We start from the raw sequence: 19,957 nt of genomic DNA, 5'->3' as shown, positions 1-19,957 counted from the left end.
TACGTTTCATGCAAGTTTTCAGTTTGACGATCGCGGTCAAATTCTTGAAAATCACACCCTTCGAAACCCTTTTGATATTCAAACCATTTGGACAAACCACACCCATCGTTTTCTCACCTATTTTACGTTTTCACTTAATTATTATTTTGGCAGGAAAGATCCATTTGGTTATCACGTGATAAACACCATCATTCATTTATTGAAGCATTGAAACTGGCCTCCGACCTGCAACCCGATTTAATTCTGCTTGACCTGACCATGCCCGGCTTGAACGGTATGGAAACTCTGCCCGTTCTGCGGAAAGTGGCCCCGGCGGCTCGCACCCTCATCCTGACCATGCACGACGACGAAGGGTATCTCAAGCAGGCGCTTCGCTATGGGGCGATGGGCTACGTTCTCAAGAAAGCCGCCGACAACGAATTGATCTCCGCCGTGCGCGCCGTCTTGCGCGGCGAAATCTACGTCCACCCTTCAATGACAAGGGACTTACTTGAGGACCTGCTTGCCACGGCCTCGACGGCTTCCCCCAGCGACCCGTGGGAAACGTTGAGTGAGCGGGAGCAGGAGGTCCTCACCCTGGTTTCCCTGGGCCATACCTCAGCCGAGATTGCCGAGCGCCTCAGCCTGAGTCCGAAGACGGTGGAGACTTATCGCGCGCGCGGTATGGAGAAGTTGAGCCTGCGCTCGCGGGCGGCGCTGGTGCAATTTGCCATTGCTCACGGCCTGCTGACCGACAACGTGACAGGCATAACTGACAAAAGATGATGTCTGTCTCTATACCGATTTAGCAAAATTCGGTTTTATTAGACGCATGACTACGCTATCCAAAGATAATGCCGCCAAAGTGTTTTTGCCAGCCTCGGCGCAGAACGGCTTGCCACGCTCGCTGTCGGCCATTCGCCAACGCCTGGGTTTGCTCAAGTGGCTGGCCCCGACCGGGTTGTTGTTGGTTGTTGTGATTTACGAAATTGGCCCGGCGCGATGGATTCACGACGTTATTGGGGAGACGCACCATTTTTTGGCCGAGATCGTGATCTATGGCTCGGTTGGGCCGCTGTTGACCTTTACGCTTCTGCATTTTTTGGGTCGTTGGCTGGAGGAGCGCGAGACGAGCGATTTGCAAGCTCAGGTGCTGGCCCGCGCCCGCCAGCAAGCCGAAGTGGGGCATCAATTGAGCGATGAGGTATTGCAATCACTCTTTGCCGTCAGCGCCATGCTGGCCTCGCTCGAAGCCGGCGCTGCCGAACTCCTCCCCGCCGAGCAACTTCAGCTTCGTAACGCTCGAACCACGCTGGATCAAACCGTTCAGCAGTTGCAGGCCTACCTGCTTCACAAGCCAGTTTCAAAAGAATAAGCACAGCCCCGCTGTCGGGATTCTCCCCACACGACCGCTGAAAATTGCGGACTTCTCCCTCTGCCCTCCAACCTTCGTTTTGTTTATAGTGACTGTGGCGCACTCCATTTCAGTGCGCTCTAACTCCACAATTCACTGGAAAGGAAGGTTGCTTATGAGTCAATCTGATAACGCCACCGCCGAAAAGCGATTTGATCGGCGCGACTTTCTCAAGGCCGCCGGGCCGATTGTGGCCCTACTGGCCGCGTGGGGAGCCGACCCGGATCGGGTGGTGGAGGCCGTTGCTTCCAAAGCGCCGGCCCGCGCCAATGCCGCGCTCGAAGCCAAACCCGGCGATGATCCTCTCATTCGCATGCAGGCCGAACTGCAAAAGGCGCTACAGAAAAAGCCGGGCGAGCGCCGCTGGGTGATGGTCATTGATCTGCGCAAATGCGTGGGTTGCCATGCCTGCACCATCTCCTGTGTAGTCGAGAACAAATTGCCGCCCGGCGTGGTCTACCGCCCGGTGTTTGAAGAAGAGCGCGGCGTTTATCCCAACGTCACCCGGATGTTCACCCCGCGCCCGTGCATGCAATGCGATAACCCGCCCTGCACTCCGGTTTGCCCGGTGAGCGCCACTTACAAGAATGAAGAAGGCATTGTGCAAGTGGATTACGAGCAGTGCATCGGTTGCCGGGCCTGTATCACGGCCTGCCCTTACGGCGCGCGCACTTCAGACTTTGGTTACACCTACACCGAGGATACCCCGGTGGCCGACGGCCTCATCGTCGGCCAAAATGTCGCCGACGATTACGAGCGCGCCCCCAATTTCGAATATGGCCGGCAATGGGCGCGTGAGAAACACGAGTCGCCGATAGGCAACGCCCGCAAATGCCACTTCTGCTTGCACCGCATCAAAGAAGGCATGTTGCCCGCCTGTGTCTCCACCTGCATTGGCCGGGCCACGTTGTTCGGCGACGCCAATGACCCGGAGAGCCTGGTGTCCGAAATGATCCACAAGCCCAACGTCATCCGGCTCAAGGAAGAGTTGGGCACTCAGCCGCGCGTGTACTATCTCATATAACGAGGAGCGTGAGACATGCAAAACACATCTATTATCAAGAAGGCGCTCTACGGCCTGGGTGCGGTTGCGCTGTTGCTCGGTCTGTGGGGCTTTTACACTCGCCTCTTCGTCGGCGAGCGCGACGTAAACTATGGCTCGTACGTGCCCTGGGGCCTGTGGGTGGCGATGTACCTGTTCTTCGCCGGCATTTCCACGGGCGCGTACATGATCGCCACACTCGACTATCTCTTTGAAGTGCAACTCTTCCGGGGCACAGGCCGGTTCGCGTTGTGGGGCGCTCTGGTTACCATGCCCGCCGCCCTGATGACGATTGGCATGGATCTGGGCCACATGGAGCGAATCTGGAAAGTGTATCTGCAACCCAATTTCTTCTCGCTATTGGCGCAGATGGTTTGGGGTTACTCCATATTTCTGCTGTTGACGGCCCTGTCGTTGTGGTTTGCCACTCGTGAACGGCGCGACTCGCCAATGAAGGTGCTGATGGCCGTCGGCTTGTTCCTGTCTGTCTTCCTCAGCGGCGGTGTGGGCGCTTTGCTCGGCATCAATGCCAACCGGGCTTACTGGCACATCGGCCTTCTGCCGGCGCAGTTCCCGGTCTTCTCGCTGGCCTCGGGCGTGGCGTTCATGCTCATCATCGTTGGCTGGTTCGGCCTGGGTAGCGAAACGAAGCGGCCACAATTACTGTGGGTGTTGAGTTTGCTCTCGGTGGTGCTGGGGCTGGTCAAGGTCTACTTTCTGTGGGTTGACTTTTCTCAGTCGCTATACAGCGGCATTCCCGACAACGTCAAAGCAGTTCAACTGGTGTTGTTTGGCCCCTATGCCTGGGCCTTCTGGGGGTTGCAAATTGCGCTCGGCACAATCGCGCCTATTCTGGTGCTGGTTCAGCCCAGGCTGGCGAAGAACGGCCTCTGGGCCGGGCTGATGGGTGTCCTCATCCTCGTCGGGTTTGCCGTTGCTCGCGCCAACATTGTTTTCCCGGCCCTGACCGTTCCTGAACTGGAAGGGCTGATCACGGCCTTTCACGGCCCACATCTCAATATTGATTACTTCCCGAGTCTGTTGGAATGGTCGGTCACGCTCGGTGTGGTTGGTCTGGCGACTCTGGCCTACATCCTGGGTCTGGATCGTCTGCCATTCCTTTCAGTGAAGACGGAGGTGACAAAATGATTAATAAAGCCCAACACCCAAACGCAAAACCTCAAACTGCTTCCCAGCCCGAAAGCTGTGGCCTGTCGCGGCGCGACTTTCTCAAAGTGGCGGCCACTGCCGCCGGTGGGGCCTTTCTGGGTAGTCTGCCCCACATTCAAAAGGCGCTGGCCCAATCCTCTGCCGGGGCCGATTACATGCTGGCCAAGCCGGATCATCAGATATACTCGATCTGCCAGCAATGTAACACGCAATGCGGGATCAAGGTAAAGCTGTTGGACGGGGTCGCCGTCAAAATTGATGGCAACCCGTTCTCGCCGTGGAACCTGGTGCCGCACCTGCCTTACGACACTTCGATCACGGACACGGCTGTCATTGATGCGCCGCTGTGTCCCAAAGGCCAGGCAGGTTTGCAAACCGCCTACGATCCCTATCGGCTGGTCAAGGTTCTCAAGCGCGCCGGAAAGCGCGGCGAGAACAAGTGGGTGACGATTGACTTCGATCAGGCCGTCACCGAGATCGTCGAAGGCGGCAAGCTGTTTGCCGGCGTGCCCGGCGAAGAGAGCCGCGACGTGGAAGGCATACGAAGCCTGCGCGCGCTCACTGATGTCAAAGTGATGAAGGCCATGAATGACGCCATCAAGGCCATTTGGGCCGAGAAGGATGTCGAGAAGAAGAAGGGGCTGGTTGAGCAGTTCAAGGTGGATTTCGCCGATTATATGGACAAGATGATCGATCCCGACCATCCCGACTTTGGCCCGAAGAACAACCAGATTCTGTACTTCTGGGGCCGCAAGAAGGGCGGGCGCTCGGACATTTCACACCGATTCTTTGGCTCTGGCTTGGGCACAACTAACCGGCTCGGCCACACTACCGTCTGTCAGGGCAGTTTGTACTTTTCGGGCAAGTCCATGAGCGATCAGTGGGACGGCCAGAGTGGCAAGTTCACTGGCGGGGCCAAAGCCTACTGGATGGGCGACACTGCCAGCGCCGATTTTGTCATTTTTGTCGGCGCGTCGCCATTCGAGGGCAACTACGGCCCCACCAATCGCGTGCCGCGCATCACGCAACGCCTGGCCGAGGGCGCTCTCAAGTTTGCTGTGATCGATCCTCGTCTTTCGAAGATTGCGGGCAAGGCCTGGAAATGGTTGCCCAACAAGCCCGGAACCGAAGGCGCAATCGCTCTGGCCCTTATTCAGTGGGTGATCGCCAACGAGCGTTACGATGTCAAGTATCTCGCCAACGCCAACAAAGGCGCGTCCAAGAAGGCGGGCGAACCCACCTGGTGCAACGCCGCCTGGCTCGTCAAGATGGATGTGGAGAAAGGCAAGCCGACCAAATTCCTGCACGGCTCCGACTTGAAGCTGGTGGAGAAGAAGGAAGAAGAGAAGGATGGCATCAAGACCTTCACCTGGGTCGCGTCGGATGGAACCGTCTTCAACACCGATCCGTTCATCGTGTTGGATGCCGACGGCAAGCCGGTGATGTTTGACCCGAACGATGAGGAGAATCCTGTCGTTGCTGGTCAACTGCTGGTGGATAACGTCGCACTCGGCGAGTTTACGGTGAAGAGCGGTATGCAAATCCTCTTCGACTCGGCTAACAAGCACACCCTCGAGGAGTGGGCGGAGATTTCGGGTTTGAAGGCCAGAGACCTGGAGACGATTGCCAGGGAGTTCACCTCGCACGGCAAGAACGCTTGCGTGGACATTCACCGCGGAGTCTCACAGCACACCAACGGCTATTACAACGTTATTGCCTGGTACAACCTGGCCTTGCTCATCGGCAACTTCGACTGGCGTGGCGGGCAAGTGTGGGCCAGCACCTACGATCTCTCCGGCGCAAAAGCTGAAGGCCCATTCCTGCTTGGCAAGGCCGACCCCGGCGCTCTGGCTCCGTTTGGCCTCAGCCTGATTCGCCACGATGTGAAGTACGAAGACTCGACGATCTACGCCGGCCTGCCGGAAGACCAGCATTACCCGGCCAAACGCAACTGGTATCCGTTGGCCTCCGACATCTATCAGGAGATCATCCCCTCGGCCGGCGACGCCTATCCGTATCCGATCAAGGCCGCCTTCATTTACATGGGCTCACCCGTGTACTCGCTCCCGGCTGGCAACGAGTGGATCAAGATCCTGCAAGATGTGAACAAGATTCCGCTCTTCGTCGCCAATGACATCATTGTCGGCGAGACGAGCATGTACGCCGACTACATCTTCCCCGACGTGACGTATCTGGAACGTTGGGAGTTCGGCGGCTCGCACCCCAACATTACCTTCAAGGTTCAGGGCGTGCGCCAGCCCACCATTGCCCCGCTCACCGGCACGGTGACGGTTTATGGGCAGGAAATGGCTTTGCAATGGGAAGCTTTTTTGCTGGCGATGGCCGAGAAACTTGGGCTGCCCGACTTTGGCCCGAATGGCCTGGGCGAGGGCGTGGACTTCAAACACCCTGATGACTTGTATCTGCGAATGGCAGCCAACCTGGCCTACGGCGAAAAGAAAGAGGCCGAAGACGCCGTGCCTGATGCAAGTGATGAGGAGATTGCCAACTTCATTGAAGCCCGCAAGCACCTGCCCAAAGCCGTTTTCGATCCCGAAAGATGGAAGGCCATCAGCGGCGACCTGTGGCCGAAGCTGGTGACGGCGTTGAGTCGGGGTGGCCGGTTCCAGGCTTACGAAAAGGGTTACCCCGGCGACGGCGTTCGCCCCGGATCGTTTGACGAACCTTACATCGTCCCAACCGGCACCAAGTTCGGCAAGTTGATCAACATGTATCTCGAAAAGACGGCGGGCGTGAAGCACAGCGGCACCGGGAAGAGTCTGCCCGGTATTCCGACGTACATTGAGCCGGCTATGGGTTTCGACGGCAACCCGGTGGACGACGGGGCGGAGTACGACTTGCACATGATCACTTACCGCGAAATCTCGTCTACCAAGAGCCGCACGCCCGGCAACTACTGGCTCAGGTCGCTTCTGCCAGAGAACTTCGTGCTGATGAATGCGGCAGACGCCGAGGCGCGCGGTTTGAAGGATGGCGATGCGGTGAAAGTGTCGTCGGCTTCCAACCAAAATGGCGTGTGGGATTTTGGCAATGGCGATCCTCAACCCATCGTCGGCAAAGTGAAGACCGCCCAGGGCATGCGCCCCGGTGTCATCGCCTTTGCGTTGGGCTTCGGCCACTGGGCCTACGGCGCTCGTGACATCACCATCGGCGACACAACCATCAAAGGCGACCCGAAGCGTGTGCTGGGCATTCACGCCAACGCCGCCATGCGCACCGACCCGCTCATCACGAACACCACCCTGTTCGACCCGGTGGGCGGTAGTGCAGTGTTCTACGACAGCAAGGTGAAGCTGACAAAGGTATAAAGGCCGGAAGGTGACGAACATCACCACAAACAGCGATATTTGTCATTAGCCAGGCCCGCCTCAGGTCATTACACTTTCGACAATACTTTGCTTTGTCTCCGAGCCTGCCAGCCTGCCGTGTGTTTACACTCAACGGCTGGCAGGCCGAGCCTCTCGCTGGAGAGGGGCGGCCAGTTGGCCGCCGTGGGCCGAAGATGGAAACACTCCGGCCTCCGCAATTTTGGAAAGGAGACCTTTATGAAATCCCTCTCTCAACTCCTCGAAGAGTCCGCCGCGCTTCACCGCCACCTTTGCCCCCGGCAAGTGCTGGGCGCGCGCATAGGAATGCTGGCTGGAGATGCGCTTGGCCTCGACCTGCCCCAAACCGACAAACGCTTGTTGACCATTGTCGAAACCGACGGTTGCGCCGCCGATGGTATCTCGACGGTCACCAATTGCTGGGTGGGGCGGCGGACTCTGCGGGTGGAAGACTACGGCAAAGTGGCCGCCACTTTTATAGACACTGCCACCGGTCAGGCCGTCCGCATCATTCCACAGCTTGAGGCGCGAACCCGCGCCCGCATTTACGCGCTCGAGGCCCGCAACAAGTGGGAAGCGCAACTTCTGGGCTATCAGCGAATGCCCGCCGAAGAACTGCTTTCGATCCAGCCGGTGTCGTTGAAAGTTCCGGTTGAACAGATCGTCAGCCGCCCCGGCTTGAGAGCAGTCTGTGAGGTTTGCGGCGAAGAGATTATGAACGAGCGTGAAATTGTCCGCGAGGGCGTGACTCTATGCCGGGCTTGCGCCGGAGAGAGTTATTACCTGCTGGCGGCTGAACTGCCTCATCAACACAGCCTGTTCAATTCAACCGCCGCGCAACTCAGCAAGCCTTGAAGCCTCGCCCTGCAAAAGCTGTATACTTCCCTGAAGATGAGCCGGGTTGCGATGACTCGGCTTTTGGCCTTCAGGAAAAATGACTATCAGCCGCACTCAAAACACCAGCTTATATATTTCGATTCCCTTTTGCCAGCATCTTTGCTCTTATTGCGACCTCAACGCCTATGCCGGGCTGAACCACTTGATGCCGGCCTACACGGCAGCGTTGGTGAAAGAGATTCGGCAGGTCGGGCAGGGGGCGATTGACGACGTTCACACGTTATATTTCGGCGGCGGCACACCGTCCATTCTTCCGCTTGAGTCGCTGGCCGAGATATTTGCCGCCCTCCGCGACTCCTTCTCGTTGACTGGCGACTGCGAAATTTCCCTCGAAGCCAATCCCGACTCAGTGGACGCCGCCTGCTTAAATGGGTTGCGGACTCTGGGCGTCAACCGGCTGAGTTTTGGGGCGCAGTCGGCGCAGGCCAATGAGTTGGCATTGTTCGGGCGCACGCACACCTTTGAGCACGTGGCCGAAGCCATGCGGCTGGCACGACAGGCCGACTTTGAGAACATCAGCCTCGATCTGATTTACGGCGCGCCCGGCCAAACGATGGCAAGCTGGCGGGACACACTTCAAAAGTCTATCGCCCTCAACCCCGACCATTTTTCAATTTACGCCCTTTCGCTCGACTTTGGCACGCCTCTGCGGGCCTGGGTTCAGCGCGGCCTCCTGTCCGAGCCGGACTCCGACCTGGCCGCCGACATGTACGAATGGGCCGATGAAGAACTGGAACGAGCCGGGTTTGAACAATACGAAATCTCAAGCTGGGCAAAAGCAGTGAACAGTGGTCAGTTATCAGTGAACAGTGGACTGCCAACTGTTCATTGTTCACTGATAACTGATTACAAATGCAGGCACAACCTTCAATACTGGCGCAACCTTCCCTATCTCGGCCTAGGAGCCGGAGCGCACGGATGCTTTGATGGATACCGCTACTCAAACGTTGCTTCGCCCACAGCTTACGTCCGGCGAATGGAAGAAGGAGCGCCAAAGCCTTTTCCGTTTTCGCCCTCTCTGGCCGAGTCAATCCCAATTGACGCCAGGACTGAAATGGACGAGACGATGTTGACCGGTTTGCGGCTCACTCAGGATGGTGTGGGTTGGGAAACGTTTCAGCAAAGGTTCGGGATGAAGATTGAGGATGTTTATGCGAAGGAAATTGGGGAAATGAAGGAAAGAGGGCTGGTTGAGGCCGACACGGACCGGGTGAAGCTGACGAAGGGCGGGCGGCTGGTGGCGAATTGGGTGTTTGAGAAGTTTGTGTGATGAAGAGCCGCTATCCTCCCATCCGGTTTGGCCGCCTCAACGGTTCTCCGGCGGCAAAGCGGTCGAGCGCCAGCTTAGCTTCCTTCAGTCCTGCCCCGGTGATTTCACGATAGAGAATGGTGGCCTGTACTCGCTTCCCGGCCCGGAAGAGCGCCGCCACTTCACTCAATGTCGGGTCTGAAACCAATGGATCAGGTTTGGGTGCGGTGGGGCGAACAGACTCCGGCACGACGACCGAACTGCCGCAGTATTCACAGCGAATGACGGACTGCTCGCCGGCGTAATCGAGGGCGGCGTTGCAGTTGGGACAGGACAAGCTTTGAGGCGCAGGCATCAATTCTCACGTCCTAACAATTGGAGCGTCAATTCTTTGATCGCCTGCCCCGCTTCGCCGACCGGGCGGGCGGCGGCCAGGCTGGCCAGGGCCAGGTCGGCGTGGCGCTTTTCTTTTTCTTCGCTGAAGGCGCGCGCCCCGCAGGCTTCGAGGGCGGCCACGATGTCGGCCACGGCGGCCCCACCTTCCGACTCGGGACGATAGGCAGTTCGCAGGCCGGGGTTTCGATCCAGCCCCACTAACACCGGCAGGGTTTTCTTGCGCGTCAAAATGTCGGTGGCGGCGGATTTGCCGGTGATGCTACTGTCGCCCCAGATTCCTAGAATGTCGTCACGAATTTGAAAGGCCAGGCCAAGATGCCGCCCGAACTCACGATAGCGCGCGCGCGCGGCTGGCGGCTGAGCGGCGGCCAGGGCGCCGCACTCGGCGGCAGTGGCGATGAGCGAGGCCGTCTTGCCTTCGATCATTTGCAGATAATCGTTGGCGGTGATGTTGCCCCGTGTTTCAAAGGCCATGTCGTGATGCTGACCTTGAGTCAAATGCAGGCAGGTCGTGTCGAGCAGTTGAAGGGCTTCGAGGGCAATGGCCGGGTCGAGGTCGCGCAGGCGGGCGCGCTGGGCGGCCAGGTGGGCGTAGGTGAAAAGCGCGTCGCCGGCGTTGATGGCCTGGGGCGTGCCCCAAAGTTTCCACGCGGTGGCCCGGCCCCGGCGAAGCTGGCTCTCGTCCTGGATGTCGTCGTGGACGAGCGAGAAGTTGTGGATCAGTTCGACGGCGGCGGCGAAGGGCAATGCTTTCTGCCAGTCCCCGCCGGCGGCGGCGGCGCAGAGCAAAGTGAGTGTGGGGCGCGTGCGCTTGCCGGCTACCAGAGGCGGCTGACCTTCGTCAATCCAGCCGAGGTGGTAGTACAACATTCGGGCGTAGTCGTCGGGCGGAGGCAGGCGAAAGTCGAGCGTGGCCCGCAGTTCGGCGTCAATGGCCGGCACGAATTGGGCGATGAAGTCAGTCAACATCAATAAGCGGCAGTTCGCGCAGGGCGGCCAGGTCTTTACAGCCGGTGGCGAAGAGAACAATGCGAATCTCGCGGGCAAGTTCGTTGATGGTTTCGACGACGGCCTCAGCCGACTTGTCGGCGGCTTTGAGGAAGGGGCCGGCCAGGCCGCCGAGGGTTGCGCCGAGGGCGATGCACTTGGCGATGTCGAGTCCGTCGCGCAAGCCGCCGGAAGCGATGAGGGGCAGTTCGGGGGCCATGCCGCGCACATTATTGATGGCCTCAACAGTGGTGATACCCCAGTTGACGAAGGCGGCCGCCACGCGGGCGTGAGACGGAGTCCTGGCCCGGTGCATCTCCACCTGGCTCCACGAAGTGCCGCCCGACCCGGCCACGTCAATGGCGCTGATTCCGGCGCACAAGAGTCTCCAGGCGTCGTCGCTGGAAAATCCCCAGCCGACTTCTTTGGCAATGACGGGAATGCCGTCTCTGTTTAATGCCTTGCACACTTCCTCAACCTTTTTGAGGAGGCCGGCAAAGTTGGTGTCGCCCTCAGGTTGGACAGCTTCTTGCAAAGCGTTGAAGTGCAAAATGAGGGCGTCAGCCTCAGCGATCTCGATGACACGGCGGCACTGGTCAACGCCGTAGCCGTAGTTGAACTGCACTGCGCCGAGGTTGGCAAAGAGCAAAATGTCGGGCGCAACATCACGCACCTGAAAGGTGTGAGCGGTCTCTGGCCGCTCGAGGGCGGCGCGCATGGAGCCGAGGCCCATCGCGACTCCGGCGGCCTGGGCGGCCTCGGCCAGCGCGCGGTTGATTTGTTTGGCGCGGTCGGTGCCGCCGGTCATGGACGAGATGAGGATGGGGGCGGCCAGGGCTTTGTCGAAGAGGCGAGCCGCAATGGAAACGTCGGCCAGGTTAAGTTCGGGCAGGGCGGTGTGCGGAAACCGGTATCGTTCAAGGCCGGTTGTCAATCCGTGAAACTGGACATCTTCTTCAAGATTGATGCGGAGGTGGTCGTCCTTGCGTGAGGTAGTTCCCGTAACTTCGGCCATTTGAGGGTGTTCCATTAGGATGAGTGGCGGTCATGTTACCAGCCGGAGGAAGGCTTGTCAAACAATGTGACGACCGGCGTCCTTGACAGTCTATGCCACGTCAATACAATGGGGCAAATTTGCCCATCCAAGAGGAGGATTTTATGTCGGATACTGAAGAGCGAATCAAAGCAATCATTGTCAAGCTGTTGGGCGCCAAGCCTGAGGATATTTCAGCGGACAAGAAATTCCGTGAAGACCTCGAGGCAGACTCGCTCGATCTGGTTGAATTGATCATGGCCTTCGAGGAAGAGTTCGGAGGCGAGATCTCGGACGAAGACGCTCAGAAGATCACCACCGTTGGCGAAGCCATCGAATACGTTGACAGCAAGATGCGCAAGTAACCGTTCGATGCGTGGCGGCTCTGAACTAAAAACGGGCGGCGGCCATTTGGCCGCCGCCCGTTGTGTTGCCTAATGACGGACGTCATCCGTCTTTCATCAAACTTCTTCGCAAGGCATTGAGGGCCATTGTCGCCGCCCAATCCGGGATCAGGGCCGGGTGGCCGCCAAACTTCATTTGCCAGTGTTTGGCCTCCCCGGCCCGCCAAACCCCGACGCCGATCTCCAGAACTTTATCCTGGGCGCTTGCCACACAAGCCAGCCCGCAAGTTGCGCCCGAAACTTCGGCAACCGACCTGGCCAGGACTTTCAGGTCAGCCGAGCCGTCCAGCAATTTGATCTCGCCGCCGCGAAATGCGCCCCGGCCCCCGTCGGCCTGGGCCAGCTTTCCGGCAATGCGGCCCAGCGTGCCGCTTTCGATCACTGCCACTTGATGGCCGCGCTCGATCAACTTAGCCATCACCACACCTTCCAACGTCTCATCGTCGGCGCCAAAAATCGAGTCGTTCAACCGCTCGCGGGCGGTTTTCTCGACGTTGGCAATCAGTGTGTCGGCCTCGGCCTCGCTCCCGGCTTTGGCCGCGATGCGAATGTCTACGATGCCGTAGTGAGCGTTGAGGCCGACCATCGGGTTGCTCAACTTTTCCAGGTCACCCACATGCTGATCCACCACACTCTCGCCCAGGCCAACAACGTGCAGGACACGAACCTTGATGAGCGAATTGAGATTGAATCGCCGGCGAAGGTAGGGCAGGACGGCGTCCTCCAGCAAATATTCCATCTCGCGCGGCACGCCGGGCAGGCTGATGATGACGCTTTCGCCTGTATCCACCACAAAACTGGGCGCAGTGCCGACCGGGTTTTCAATCGGCGTTGAACCTTCGGGCCGCCAGGCTTGCAGTTTGTTGTTTTCCGTCATCTGGCGGTTCATGCGGGCAAAGCGGGCGCGGATTTGCTCGTGGAGCGATTCATCAAAGATAAGCTGGTGGTCTGTGGCGCGGGCGACGGCGGCGCGGGTCATGTCGTCCACCGTCGGCCCCAGGCCGCCGCTGGTGATGACGACTTGAGAGCGTTTCAACGCGTAGCGGATCACGTCGGTGATGCGGTCTTCGTTGTCGCCGACCGCTGAAGTGTAAAGTACATCCAGCCCGATGCTTCGCAGTTTGCGGGCGATGTGAGCAGTGTTGGTGTCCACCAGGTCGCCCAGGACGATCTCAGTGCCGATGGCGATGATTTCAGAGTTCATAAATCACACGACATTATATTCCCGAATCTCTCGACCCTCAGCAAACCGGTTGTAATCCAACATCGAAACATCCACCGTGCTTGCCCGGCCATCCAAAATCATCTCCGCCATCAGTTTGCCGCAGATCGGGCCGTGCATGAAGCCGTGGCCGGAAAAGCCGGCCACCAGATAAAAGCCGCCCAGTGGCGTCGGCCCCAGGATGGGGTGGGCGTCGGGCGTCACCTCGTACAGCCCGGCCCAGCGCGAAACCACGCCCGCCCTCTCCAACAGCGGCAGGCGCTGGATGGCGGCTTCCATGTGCACCAACTCCCACTCGTCGTCCACGCTCTGGTCAAAATCAATCTTCTCGTTCGGGTTCGACATGCCGGTGAGCAGGCCATCGCCCTCGCGATGAAAATACAGGCTTTGCGGAAAGTCAATGACGAATGGAAAATCTTTCGGAACTTCGGGGAGTGGCGTGGTGGTGAGCCACTGGCGGCGAAGCGGGACAAGTGGAATGTCAACGCCGGCCATCTTGCCGATCACGGCGCTCCACGGGCCGGCGGCGTCCACCACCGTTTCAGCCGCCACCATGCTCCGGGCCGTTTTCACCCCCGTCACCTTTCCACCTGACGTTTCAATGCCCGTCACATCCACATCGGTCAAACACTTTGCGCCGAGTCGCCGGGCGGCGTTGATATAGCCCATCACCACACTGTTCGGGTCGGCCAGGCCGTCTTTGGAGTGAAACGTTCCGGCGATGGCGTCGGGGAAATGACAGAGCGGGATCATGCGCCGCACCTCATCGCCGGACAGCAGTTGGGTCATTACGCCGAGCAAATTCTGCAAGGCGACGTTGCGCTTGAAGACTTCCACATCCGTCTCGCGGTGGGTGATCAGCAGATAGCCGCACTTGCGAACCAGAGCCGGTTGCCCCGTCTCGGCTTCCAGGTCGTCCAGCATCTGCAAACTTTCAATCGAAAGCCGGACGTTGACTTCGGTGGCAAACTGGTGGCGGATGCCGCCCGCGCACCGCCCGGTTGCGCCCAGCCCGAAGAACGATTCTTTTTCGAGCAGGACGACGTTCTTGACGCCGCGCTTGGCAAGATGATAGGCAGTGCTAGCGCCCATCACCCCGCCGCCGATGATGAGGACGTTTGCTGTAGATGGAAGTTCGCTCATGACAAGATGGTCTTACCACGAAGACACCAGGGCACAAAGTTCCACAAAGATTTCTTAGTGAGACTTTGAGTCTTCGAGTCTTTGTGGTGGATCGATTTCGATTCAGATGGGTGCCGGCTGGTTCACGGATCGCGGGGCTGAGCGGATCATAGAGCCGTTTCGGTTCCCAGCCCCAGTTCTTTCGCCCGACGAAGCACTTCGCCCCCGGCGGCCACGTCCTGCACGGCGACGCCGCACGACTTGAAGAAGGTGATCTGATCGCTTGATGTCCGGCCCGGCTGGCTGCCGGTGATGACAGCCCCAATTTCGATCAGGTCGCTCTCGGCAATGAGGTTGGCCTTGATCGGCTCCGCCACATCACCGGCCTCGGCCAGCGCCGACTCGCGCGAGTCGACAAATACTTTGCCGGCCCGGCGCACCGTCTCGGCGTCCACCTCCTGCATGTCGAGCGTGTACGAGCCGGCGCCGTTGACATGCGCGCCGGGTTTGAGATCGTTGCCGTCGAAGACGGGCGTATTGGAAGTGGTGACTGTGCAGACGATGTCGGCCTCTCGAACGGCCTCTGCCGGGGAGGGGGCAGCCACCAGGGTTGCCCCGACAAGAGGTTGCATCTCATCAATAAAAGCGGAAACGCGCTGAGGGTTGCGGCTAAAGATGCGGGCGAGTTTAATGGGCCGCGCTTCGCATATGGCGAGCAAATGCGCGCGCGCCAAAGCTCCGCTGCCGATGATGGCCGCCACGCGAGAGTCCGGGCGGGCGAGGGTTTCGGTGGCGGCGCCCGCCCCGGCGCCGGTGCGCAAGGCCGTGAGATAGGTGGCATCCATCAAAGCAATCGGCTGGCCGGTGGTCGTGTCCACCAGGATCACTGCGCCGTGAATCATGGGCAGGCCTTTGGCGACATTGTTGGGGAAGACGGAGACGACCTTTGCGCCGAGATCGCCGCCGACTCGGGCGGGCATGAAGAGGGTGACAGCGCCCTGGTTGGGCACAGTGACTGGGGTGCGGAGGGGCAAGGCGGCTTCCCCGTTGACGAGGGAAGCGTAGGCGCGTTTTTGCGAGTCAATCGCGGCCCGCATGGGCAGAGCGCGGCGGACGTCGGCGGCAGTCAAAATAAGCATCAGGCAACCTGATTAAACAAAAATGCACAATGCTCAATTCGCAATTCGCAACTGGCATTGTGCATTGAGAATTGTGAATTGAGTTTAGTGTTCGCCGAGATAGGTTTTGCGGACCTCTTCGTCGTCGCGCAGTTTGGCGGCCTCGCCCTGCAAACGGATCTCGCCGGTTTGCAATACGTAGCCGCGATGGGCGATGGAGAGGGCCATGCGGGCGTTTTGCTCGACGAGCAGAATGGTGGTGCCTTGCTTGTTGAGTTCGCCGATGATCTGGAAGATTTGCTCGACGAGGATCGGGGCCAGGCCCATCGAAGGTTCGTCGAGCAGGAGCACGCGCGGGTTGGCCATCAGGGCGCGGCCAATGGCCAGCATTTGTTGCTCGCCGCCGGAGAGCGTGCCGCCTTTTTGCCTGACGCGTTCTTTGAGGCGAGGAAAGGACGAGAAGACGCGCTCCAAATCTTTTTGGATGCCGCCTTTGTCGTTGCGGCTGAACGCGCCCATCTCCAGGTTTTCCATCACTGTCATGCGCGGGAAGATCAAACGGCCCTCCGGCGACTGCGACACGCCGCGAGCGGTGATGAGATGCGCCGGCACTTTGCTGAGTTCTTCGCCTTCGAGTTTGATGGAGCCGGAGCGCGGGCGGATGAGGCCCTGAATGGTGCGCAGGGTGGTGGTTTTGCCGGCGCCGTTGGAGCCAATGAGGGTGACGATCTCGCCTTTATCAACGTTGAGCGAGATGCCTTTGAGGGCGTGGATGTTGCCGTAGTAGGTGTGAACGTCTTGGAGTTCCAGCATGATGTTTATTTGCCCGCGCTGGCGGTGCCTTTCCCGAGATAGGCTTCAATGACTTGCGGGTTGCGCTGGACTTCGGCGGGGGGGCCTTCGGCGATCTTTTCGCCATGATCCAACACCGTCACCCGGTCGGAGATGCCCATGACCACGCGCATGTCGTGCTCGATGAGCAGAATGGTGAGGCCCAGATCGTCGCGCAGGCGGCGGATGAAGGCGGTAAGGTCGGCAGTTTCAGCGGGGTTCATCCCGGCGGTTGGCTCGTCGAGCAGGAGCAATTTGGGTTCGGTGGCCAGGGCGCGCGCAATCTCCAATCGCCGTTGCAGGCCGTAAGGCAAGTTCTTGGCGGTCGTGTGCGCTTCGCCGCGCCCCAGGCCCACGTAATCCAGCAATTTGAGCGCTTTTTCTTCAGCCGTTTCTTCTTCTTTAGTGACAGTGTGGTGGCGGAAGAGCGCGCCGAAGAGGCCGTCAACGAGAGTGGAGATCAGCATCGCGCCGACGAGCGCGCTGGGGAAGCCCAGGAGAATCATCAAGTAGGCGAGAGAAATACTGCCTGAGACCAGATACACTGGCACGTTGGCGACGATGATGCTGACGCCCGCGGCGAAGATGAGCCACTTGGCCCATTGCGGCCAGGCGGCCAGCGGCGATGCGCCGAGCAGGCCGGAGTGCATCCGCACCTGACTGCCGACCATCACATTTTCGAGGGCGGACATATTGCTGAACAGGCGGATGTTCTGAAAGGTGCGCGAGATGCCGCGGGCGGTAATGTCGTGCGGCTTGAGGCCGACAATGCTCTGGCCGTCGAAGACGAGACTGCCGCCGGTGGGCTTGTAGATGCCGGTGATGTCGTTGAAGAAGGTCGTCTTGCCGGCGCCGTTGGGGCCGATGAGACCGGCGATCATTCCCTTTTCGATCACGAAATCAACGGAGTTGACGGCGGTGAGGCCGCCGAATGTTTGAGTAACTTTGGTCGCTTCTAAGAGGGCCATAGTAATCGTCTGGTGGTCAAGTAGTCTGGTGGTTGGTTAATCGGCGGCGGCGACCGAACCTTCTTCTTCTCCGGCGTGCAGCTCGGCCTTCCGTTCGGCGCTAGGGATCAGGCCTTCAGGCCGCGAGATCATCATCACCACCAGCACAATGCCAAACAGGGCCAGGCGCATCTGGATCGGATCGACGCTGGTAGCGAGGAAGTCGCGCAGGGCCGGGTTGCCGACGTTGGGCAGAACCGTTGTGTTCATGAAGCCTTTGAGCAGGGTGGCCGCTTGCGGCAGGAGAAGGCGGTCGGTGCCCATAATCAAAATGCCGCCGATGATGACGCCCAGCATGTTGCCCAGGCCGCCCAGAATTACCATGCACAAGATGATGACTGAGACGCTGAAGTCGAACACGCCGGGGAAGATGGCCGAGATGTAGGCCCCATAAAACGCTCCGGCGAAACCGGAGAAGGTGGCGCCCATGGAAAAGGCCAGAAGTTTGGTCTTCACCGGGTCAATGCCCATTTGCGAGGCGGCCAGTTCGTCTTCCCGGATCGCCATCCAGGCCCGGCCAATACGCGAGTTACGCAGACGGCTGATGAGGAAGATGGAGAAGACGATGAGCACCAGAACCAGGAAATACCACGGCAGGTAGCTGGAGGAGCCAAAGAGGCTTTGCGGGGTGAAAGGGATGAGTGGGCGGCCAATGGGGTTGATGCCGGCTTCACCACCGGTAAGGTTAAGCGGGCCGGTGCAGGCATAAATGCAGGCGTTGCGGACTTCGACCACCGGGTCGCAACCGAGAAGGCAGATGCGGGTGAGAGGCTCGCGCAGAGTGACGGCGATCAGGTTGCGAAACACGACTGGCACAATCTCGCCGAAGCCCAGAGTGACGATAGCCAGATAGTCGCCACGCAGGGGCAGGGTGGGCGCGCCCAGCACCAGGCCGGCAACCGAGGCGATGGCGGCGGCGATCCAGATCACCAGCCAGAAGTTCCATTCAATGTGAATTCTTGGCGAATTGAGGAGGGCGGTAGTGTAAGCGCCAATGGCGAAGAAGGCGGCATAGCCCAGGTCGAGCAGACCGGCGTAACCGACGACGATGTTCAATCCCAAAGCCAACAAGATGAAAATTTGGACGGTGATCACCGCCGACATCCACTGCATGTTGGCGGCCTGCTCGAAGAAGGGGAAGATGAGCAGGGAAACAGCCAGGGTGATGATGAGCGGGTTGCGGCGTTTGCTGTCGGGGAGGCCTTGCAGGGAGGCAATGTACATCGCCAGGCCTGCGCCGAGAATGATGCCGACGAGGCTGGCTACAATCAGCACCAGAATACTGCTGAATGGAAGCTCAATACCGCCAAATTTGAGGGGGAGTTGATAGAGAATGGGCTTGCCGGTGGCAGGTCTGACAATAAAGGTGTAAATGACGCCACCGATGGCCGTGACGCTGGTGGCGACAATGCCGGGCATCATCGCCTCACGCCCGATGCCTTGAGGCGTACGCTGCGTTGAGTGCTGGCCGTAATTGAGGCCGGTGAGCGCGCCGATGGCCAGGCCCATGACGACCATAGACCAGCCGCCGAACATCAAGGTGATGCCCCCTCCTAGCAAACCAATGATGATAGCAGGACGTAGTTTTTCCATAGCTTATGCTTTCTGACCCACGTTTTCGCCGAGCAACCCGCTGGGCCGGAGGACGAGCACCAATACCAAAATGGCAAATACCCAGGCGTTCGTCCAGCGCGAGGAGAAGTATTGATCGCTGAATGCCGCCAGCACGCCGATGAGCAGACCGCCCAGCATCGCGCCGGTGATGTTGCCGATGCCGCCCAGCACCGCCGAGGTGAAGGAGCGCAGACCGGCGGTGAAACCCATAGTGAAGACTACGGTGTTGTTGTAAAGCCCGACCAGCAAACCGGCAGACCCGGCCAGCAAACCGCCCAGCAGGAAGGTAAACGAGATCACCCGGTCAATATCAATGCCCATGATCTTGGCCGCATCACGGTTCTCGGACGTGGCGCGCATGGCCTTGCCGAGCCGGGTGTATTGCACAAACAATCTCAGGCTAATCATCAAGGTGCTGGCGACGACGATCACCAACAAGTCTTTGGTGGTGAAGGCGATGGGGACATTGATGTGGAGAAGGTCTTTGAAAACATCCACCCGCCCGATCAAGTCCGGGAAGGCTTTGGGGGCGGCGGCGTTCACGCCCATGATTGGGAAGAAGAGGCGCAGACCGCCCCAGAACAACCCGACGTTTTGCAGGATGAACGACATGCCGATGGCCGAAATAAGAGGCGCCAGTCGCGGGGCGTTGCGCAGACGACGGTAGGCGAACCGTTCGGTGGCCACGTTAACAGTCGCGGTAAAGGCCGCCGCGCCGATGAAGGCCACCACAATAGCAATCACTTTTGCCCCGACGGCGCTTTTTTCGTCTACGCCCGTTGCGCCGATAATGGTCAGGGCCATGAATGCGCCGAGCATATAAGTATCGCCGTGGGCAAAGTTCACTAATTCAATGATGCCGTAGACCAGGGTGTAACCCAGGGCAATAATCGCGATGATGGAGCCGTTGGCGATGCCGATGAGCAATTGTTGGAGTAAGGTGGATGGCTTGTTGGCGATTTCGCCGACGATTCGGAAGAGGTCGAAGCCCGCGATCGGGCCGAAGAAGAGTAAAAGATAAATGGCTATTGCCGCTAACAGGAGTCGTTGTCCGAGCCGCATCAATGACCACCTTTTGGGCGGAATGCTCGCCCAGGAATTTTAAGTTTTTCTCTTGAAAGAGCG

Annotated in this window: 17 protein-coding genes, 1 pseudogene and 1 riboswitch; of the genes and pseudogenes, 8 read left to right on the top strand and 10 right to left on the bottom strand. The window is 59.2% G+C overall.

Annotated elements, in window-relative coordinates:
- The first annotated feature begins 204 nt into the window (after positions 1–204).
- The 7 genes and pseudogenes from HYZ49_14470 to hemW all read left to right on the top strand — a co-directional run bounded on the left by HYZ49_14470 (position 205) and on the right by hemW (position 9,119).
- A pseudogene (locus HYZ49_14470) lies at positions 205–765 on the top strand (response regulator transcription factor).
- Positions 766–811: 46 nt separating this feature from the next.
- Complete coding sequence (locus tag HYZ49_14465) at positions 812–1,354, top strand: hypothetical protein (GenBank protein ID MBI3243484.1); 543 nt, start codon at positions 812–814, stop codon at positions 1,352–1,354.
- 154 nt (positions 1,355–1,508) lie between these two features.
- Positions 1,509–2,417, top strand: coding sequence for a 4Fe-4S dicluster domain-containing protein (locus HYZ49_14460; GenBank protein ID MBI3243483.1), 909 nt, complete (start codon positions 1,509–1,511; stop codon positions 2,415–2,417).
- Between the two features lie 30 nt (positions 2,418–2,447).
- Positions 2,448–3,584 (top strand): polysulfide reductase NrfD, encoded by a 1,137-nt coding sequence (nrfD, locus tag HYZ49_14455; GenBank protein MBI3243482.1) that lies wholly within the window; start codon positions 2,448–2,450, stop codon positions 3,582–3,584.
- Positions 3,581–6,934, top strand: a complete 3,354-nt coding sequence (locus tag HYZ49_14450; GenBank protein MBI3243481.1) for a molybdopterin-dependent oxidoreductase — start codon at positions 3,581–3,583, stop codon at positions 6,932–6,934. The genes nrfD and HYZ49_14450 overlap by 4 nt, the downstream gene beginning before the upstream one ends.
- An 84-nt stretch (positions 6,935–7,018) precedes the next feature.
- Positions 7,019–7,181: riboswitch (molybdenum cofactor riboswitch) on the top strand.
- Complete coding sequence (locus HYZ49_14445; protein MBI3243480.1) at positions 7,172–7,807, top strand: TraR/DksA C4-type zinc finger protein; 636 nt, start codon at positions 7,172–7,174, stop codon at positions 7,805–7,807. Its footprint overlaps the riboswitch before it by 10 nt.
- A 79-nt stretch (positions 7,808–7,886) precedes the next feature.
- Entirely contained in the window at positions 7,887–9,119 is a 1,233-nt protein-coding gene (gene hemW, locus HYZ49_14440; GenBank protein ID MBI3243479.1) for a radical SAM family heme chaperone HemW, read from the top strand.
- 10 nt (positions 9,120–9,129) lie between these two features.
- On the opposite strand, the gene HYZ49_14435 is transcribed toward hemW, so the two are convergent.
- From HYZ49_14435 to HYZ49_14425, 3 genes are read right to left on the bottom strand one after another with little or no spacing between them, the layout of a single operon-like run.
- Entirely contained in the window at positions 9,130–9,453 is a 324-nt protein-coding gene (locus tag HYZ49_14435; protein ID MBI3243478.1) for a hypothetical protein, read from the bottom strand.
- Positions 9,453–10,463, bottom strand: a complete 1,011-nt coding sequence (locus tag HYZ49_14430; protein ID MBI3243477.1) for a polyprenyl synthetase family protein — start codon at positions 10,461–10,463, stop codon at positions 9,453–9,455. The genes HYZ49_14435 and HYZ49_14430 overlap by 1 nt, the downstream gene beginning before the upstream one ends.
- Positions 10,453–11,496 carry a type 2 isopentenyl-diphosphate Delta-isomerase gene (locus HYZ49_14425; protein MBI3243476.1) on the bottom strand — a complete coding sequence of 348 codons (1,044 nt, stop codon included), beginning with the start codon at positions 11,494–11,496 and terminating at the stop codon, positions 10,453–10,455. The genes HYZ49_14430 and HYZ49_14425 overlap by 11 nt, the downstream gene beginning before the upstream one ends.
- Positions 11,497–11,639: 143 nt before the next feature.
- Between HYZ49_14425 and acpP the strand changes: the two genes are divergently transcribed.
- Positions 11,640–11,879 carry an acyl carrier protein gene (gene acpP, locus HYZ49_14420; GenBank protein MBI3243475.1) on the top strand — a complete coding sequence of 80 codons (240 nt, stop codon included), beginning with the start codon at positions 11,640–11,642 and terminating at the stop codon, positions 11,877–11,879.
- Between the two features lie 82 nt (positions 11,880–11,961).
- Here the strand turns inward: acpP and HYZ49_14415 are convergent, their stop codons facing one another.
- The 7 genes from HYZ49_14415 to HYZ49_14385 all read right to left on the bottom strand — a co-directional run bounded on the left by HYZ49_14415 (position 11,962) and on the right by HYZ49_14385 (position 19,894).
- On the bottom strand, positions 11,962–13,122 hold the full coding sequence (locus tag HYZ49_14415; protein MBI3243474.1) for a CinA family nicotinamide mononucleotide deamidase-related protein: 1,161 nt from the start codon (positions 13,120–13,122) through the stop codon (positions 11,962–11,964).
- Between the two features lie 3 nt (positions 13,123–13,125).
- A complete protein-coding gene (locus HYZ49_14410; GenBank protein MBI3243473.1) occupies positions 13,126–14,283 on the bottom strand; it encodes an FAD-binding oxidoreductase in 1,158 nt (385 codons plus the stop codon).
- A 146-nt stretch (positions 14,284–14,429) separates the two neighbouring features.
- The gene (locus HYZ49_14405) at positions 14,430–15,401 is read right to left on the bottom strand and encodes an ornithine cyclodeaminase family protein (protein ID MBI3243472.1); all 972 of its coding nucleotides are present in this window, start codon (positions 15,399–15,401) and stop codon (positions 14,430–14,432) included.
- Positions 15,402–15,485: 84 nt separating this feature from the next.
- A complete protein-coding gene (locus tag HYZ49_14400; protein ID MBI3243471.1) occupies positions 15,486–16,193 on the bottom strand; it encodes an ABC transporter ATP-binding protein in 708 nt (235 codons plus the stop codon).
- A gap of 5 nt (positions 16,194–16,198) precedes the next feature.
- On the bottom strand, positions 16,199–17,179 hold the full coding sequence (locus tag HYZ49_14395; protein ID MBI3243470.1) for an ABC transporter ATP-binding protein: 981 nt from the start codon (positions 17,177–17,179) through the stop codon (positions 16,199–16,201).
- 36 nt (positions 17,180–17,215) lie between these two features.
- Positions 17,216–18,811: a branched-chain amino acid ABC transporter permease gene (locus HYZ49_14390; GenBank protein ID MBI3243469.1), complete on the bottom strand. Its 1,596-nt coding sequence runs from the start codon at positions 18,809–18,811 to the stop codon at positions 17,216–17,218.
- 3 nt (positions 18,812–18,814) lie between these two features.
- Positions 18,815–19,894 carry a branched-chain amino acid ABC transporter permease gene (locus tag HYZ49_14385; protein ID MBI3243468.1) on the bottom strand — a complete coding sequence of 360 codons (1,080 nt, stop codon included), beginning with the start codon at positions 19,892–19,894 and terminating at the stop codon, positions 18,815–18,817.
- Positions 19,895–19,957 lie beyond the last annotated feature (63 nt).

Source organism: Chloroflexota bacterium (genome assembly GCA_016197225.1).
Taxonomy (GTDB): Bacteria; Chloroflexota; Anaerolineae; order Anaerolineales; family VGOW01; genus VGOW01.
This window is presented reverse-complemented; position numbering and strand designations above follow the sequence as displayed.

Bases quoted from the DNA above. Each gene is read 5' to 3' on its own strand.
- HYZ49_14465 (MBI3243484.1), top strand. From the start codon at position 812: ATGACTACGCTATCCAAAGATAATGCCGCCAAAGTGTTTTTGCCAGCC.
- HYZ49_14460 (MBI3243483.1), top strand. From the start codon at position 1,509: ATGAGTCAATCTGATAACGCCACCGCCGAAAAGCGATTTGATCGGCGC.
- HYZ49_14450 (MBI3243481.1), top strand. From the start codon at position 3,581: ATGATTAATAAAGCCCAACACCCAAACGCAAAACCTCAAACTGCTTCC.
- HYZ49_14445 (MBI3243480.1), top strand. From the start codon at position 7,172: ATGAAATCCCTCTCTCAACTCCTCGAAGAGTCCGCCGCGCTTCACCGC.
- hemW (MBI3243479.1), top strand. From the start codon at position 7,887: ATGACTATCAGCCGCACTCAAAACACCAGCTTATATATTTCGATTCCC.
- HYZ49_14435 (MBI3243478.1), bottom strand. From the start codon at position 9,453: ATGCCTGCGCCTCAAAGCTTGTCCTGTCCCAACTGCAACGCCGCCCTC.
- HYZ49_14430 (MBI3243477.1), bottom strand. From the start codon at position 10,463: ATGTTGACTGACTTCATCGCCCAATTCGTGCCGGCCATTGACGCCGAA.
- HYZ49_14425 (MBI3243476.1), bottom strand. From the start codon at position 11,496: ATGGCCGAAGTTACGGGAACTACCTCACGCAAGGACGACCACCTCCGC.
- acpP (MBI3243475.1), top strand. From the start codon at position 11,640: ATGTCGGATACTGAAGAGCGAATCAAAGCAATCATTGTCAAGCTGTTG.
- HYZ49_14415 (MBI3243474.1), bottom strand. From the start codon at position 13,122: ATGAACTCTGAAATCATCGCCATCGGCACTGAGATCGTCCTGGGCGAC.
- HYZ49_14410 (MBI3243473.1), bottom strand. From the start codon at position 14,283: ATGAGCGAACTTCCATCTACAGCAAACGTCCTCATCATCGGCGGCGGG.
- HYZ49_14405 (MBI3243472.1), bottom strand. From the start codon at position 15,401: ATGCTTATTTTGACTGCCGCCGACGTCCGCCGCGCTCTGCCCATGCGG.
- HYZ49_14400 (MBI3243471.1), bottom strand. From the start codon at position 16,193: ATGCTGGAACTCCAAGACGTTCACACCTACTACGGCAACATCCACGCC.
- HYZ49_14395 (MBI3243470.1), bottom strand. From the start codon at position 17,179: ATGGCCCTCTTAGAAGCGACCAAAGTTACTCAAACATTCGGCGGCCTC.
- HYZ49_14390 (MBI3243469.1), bottom strand. From the start codon at position 18,811: ATGGAAAAACTACGTCCTGCTATCATCATTGGTTTGCTAGGAGGGGGC.
- HYZ49_14385 (MBI3243468.1), bottom strand. From the start codon at position 19,894: ATGCGGCTCGGACAACGACTCCTGTTAGCGGCAATAGCCATTTATCTT.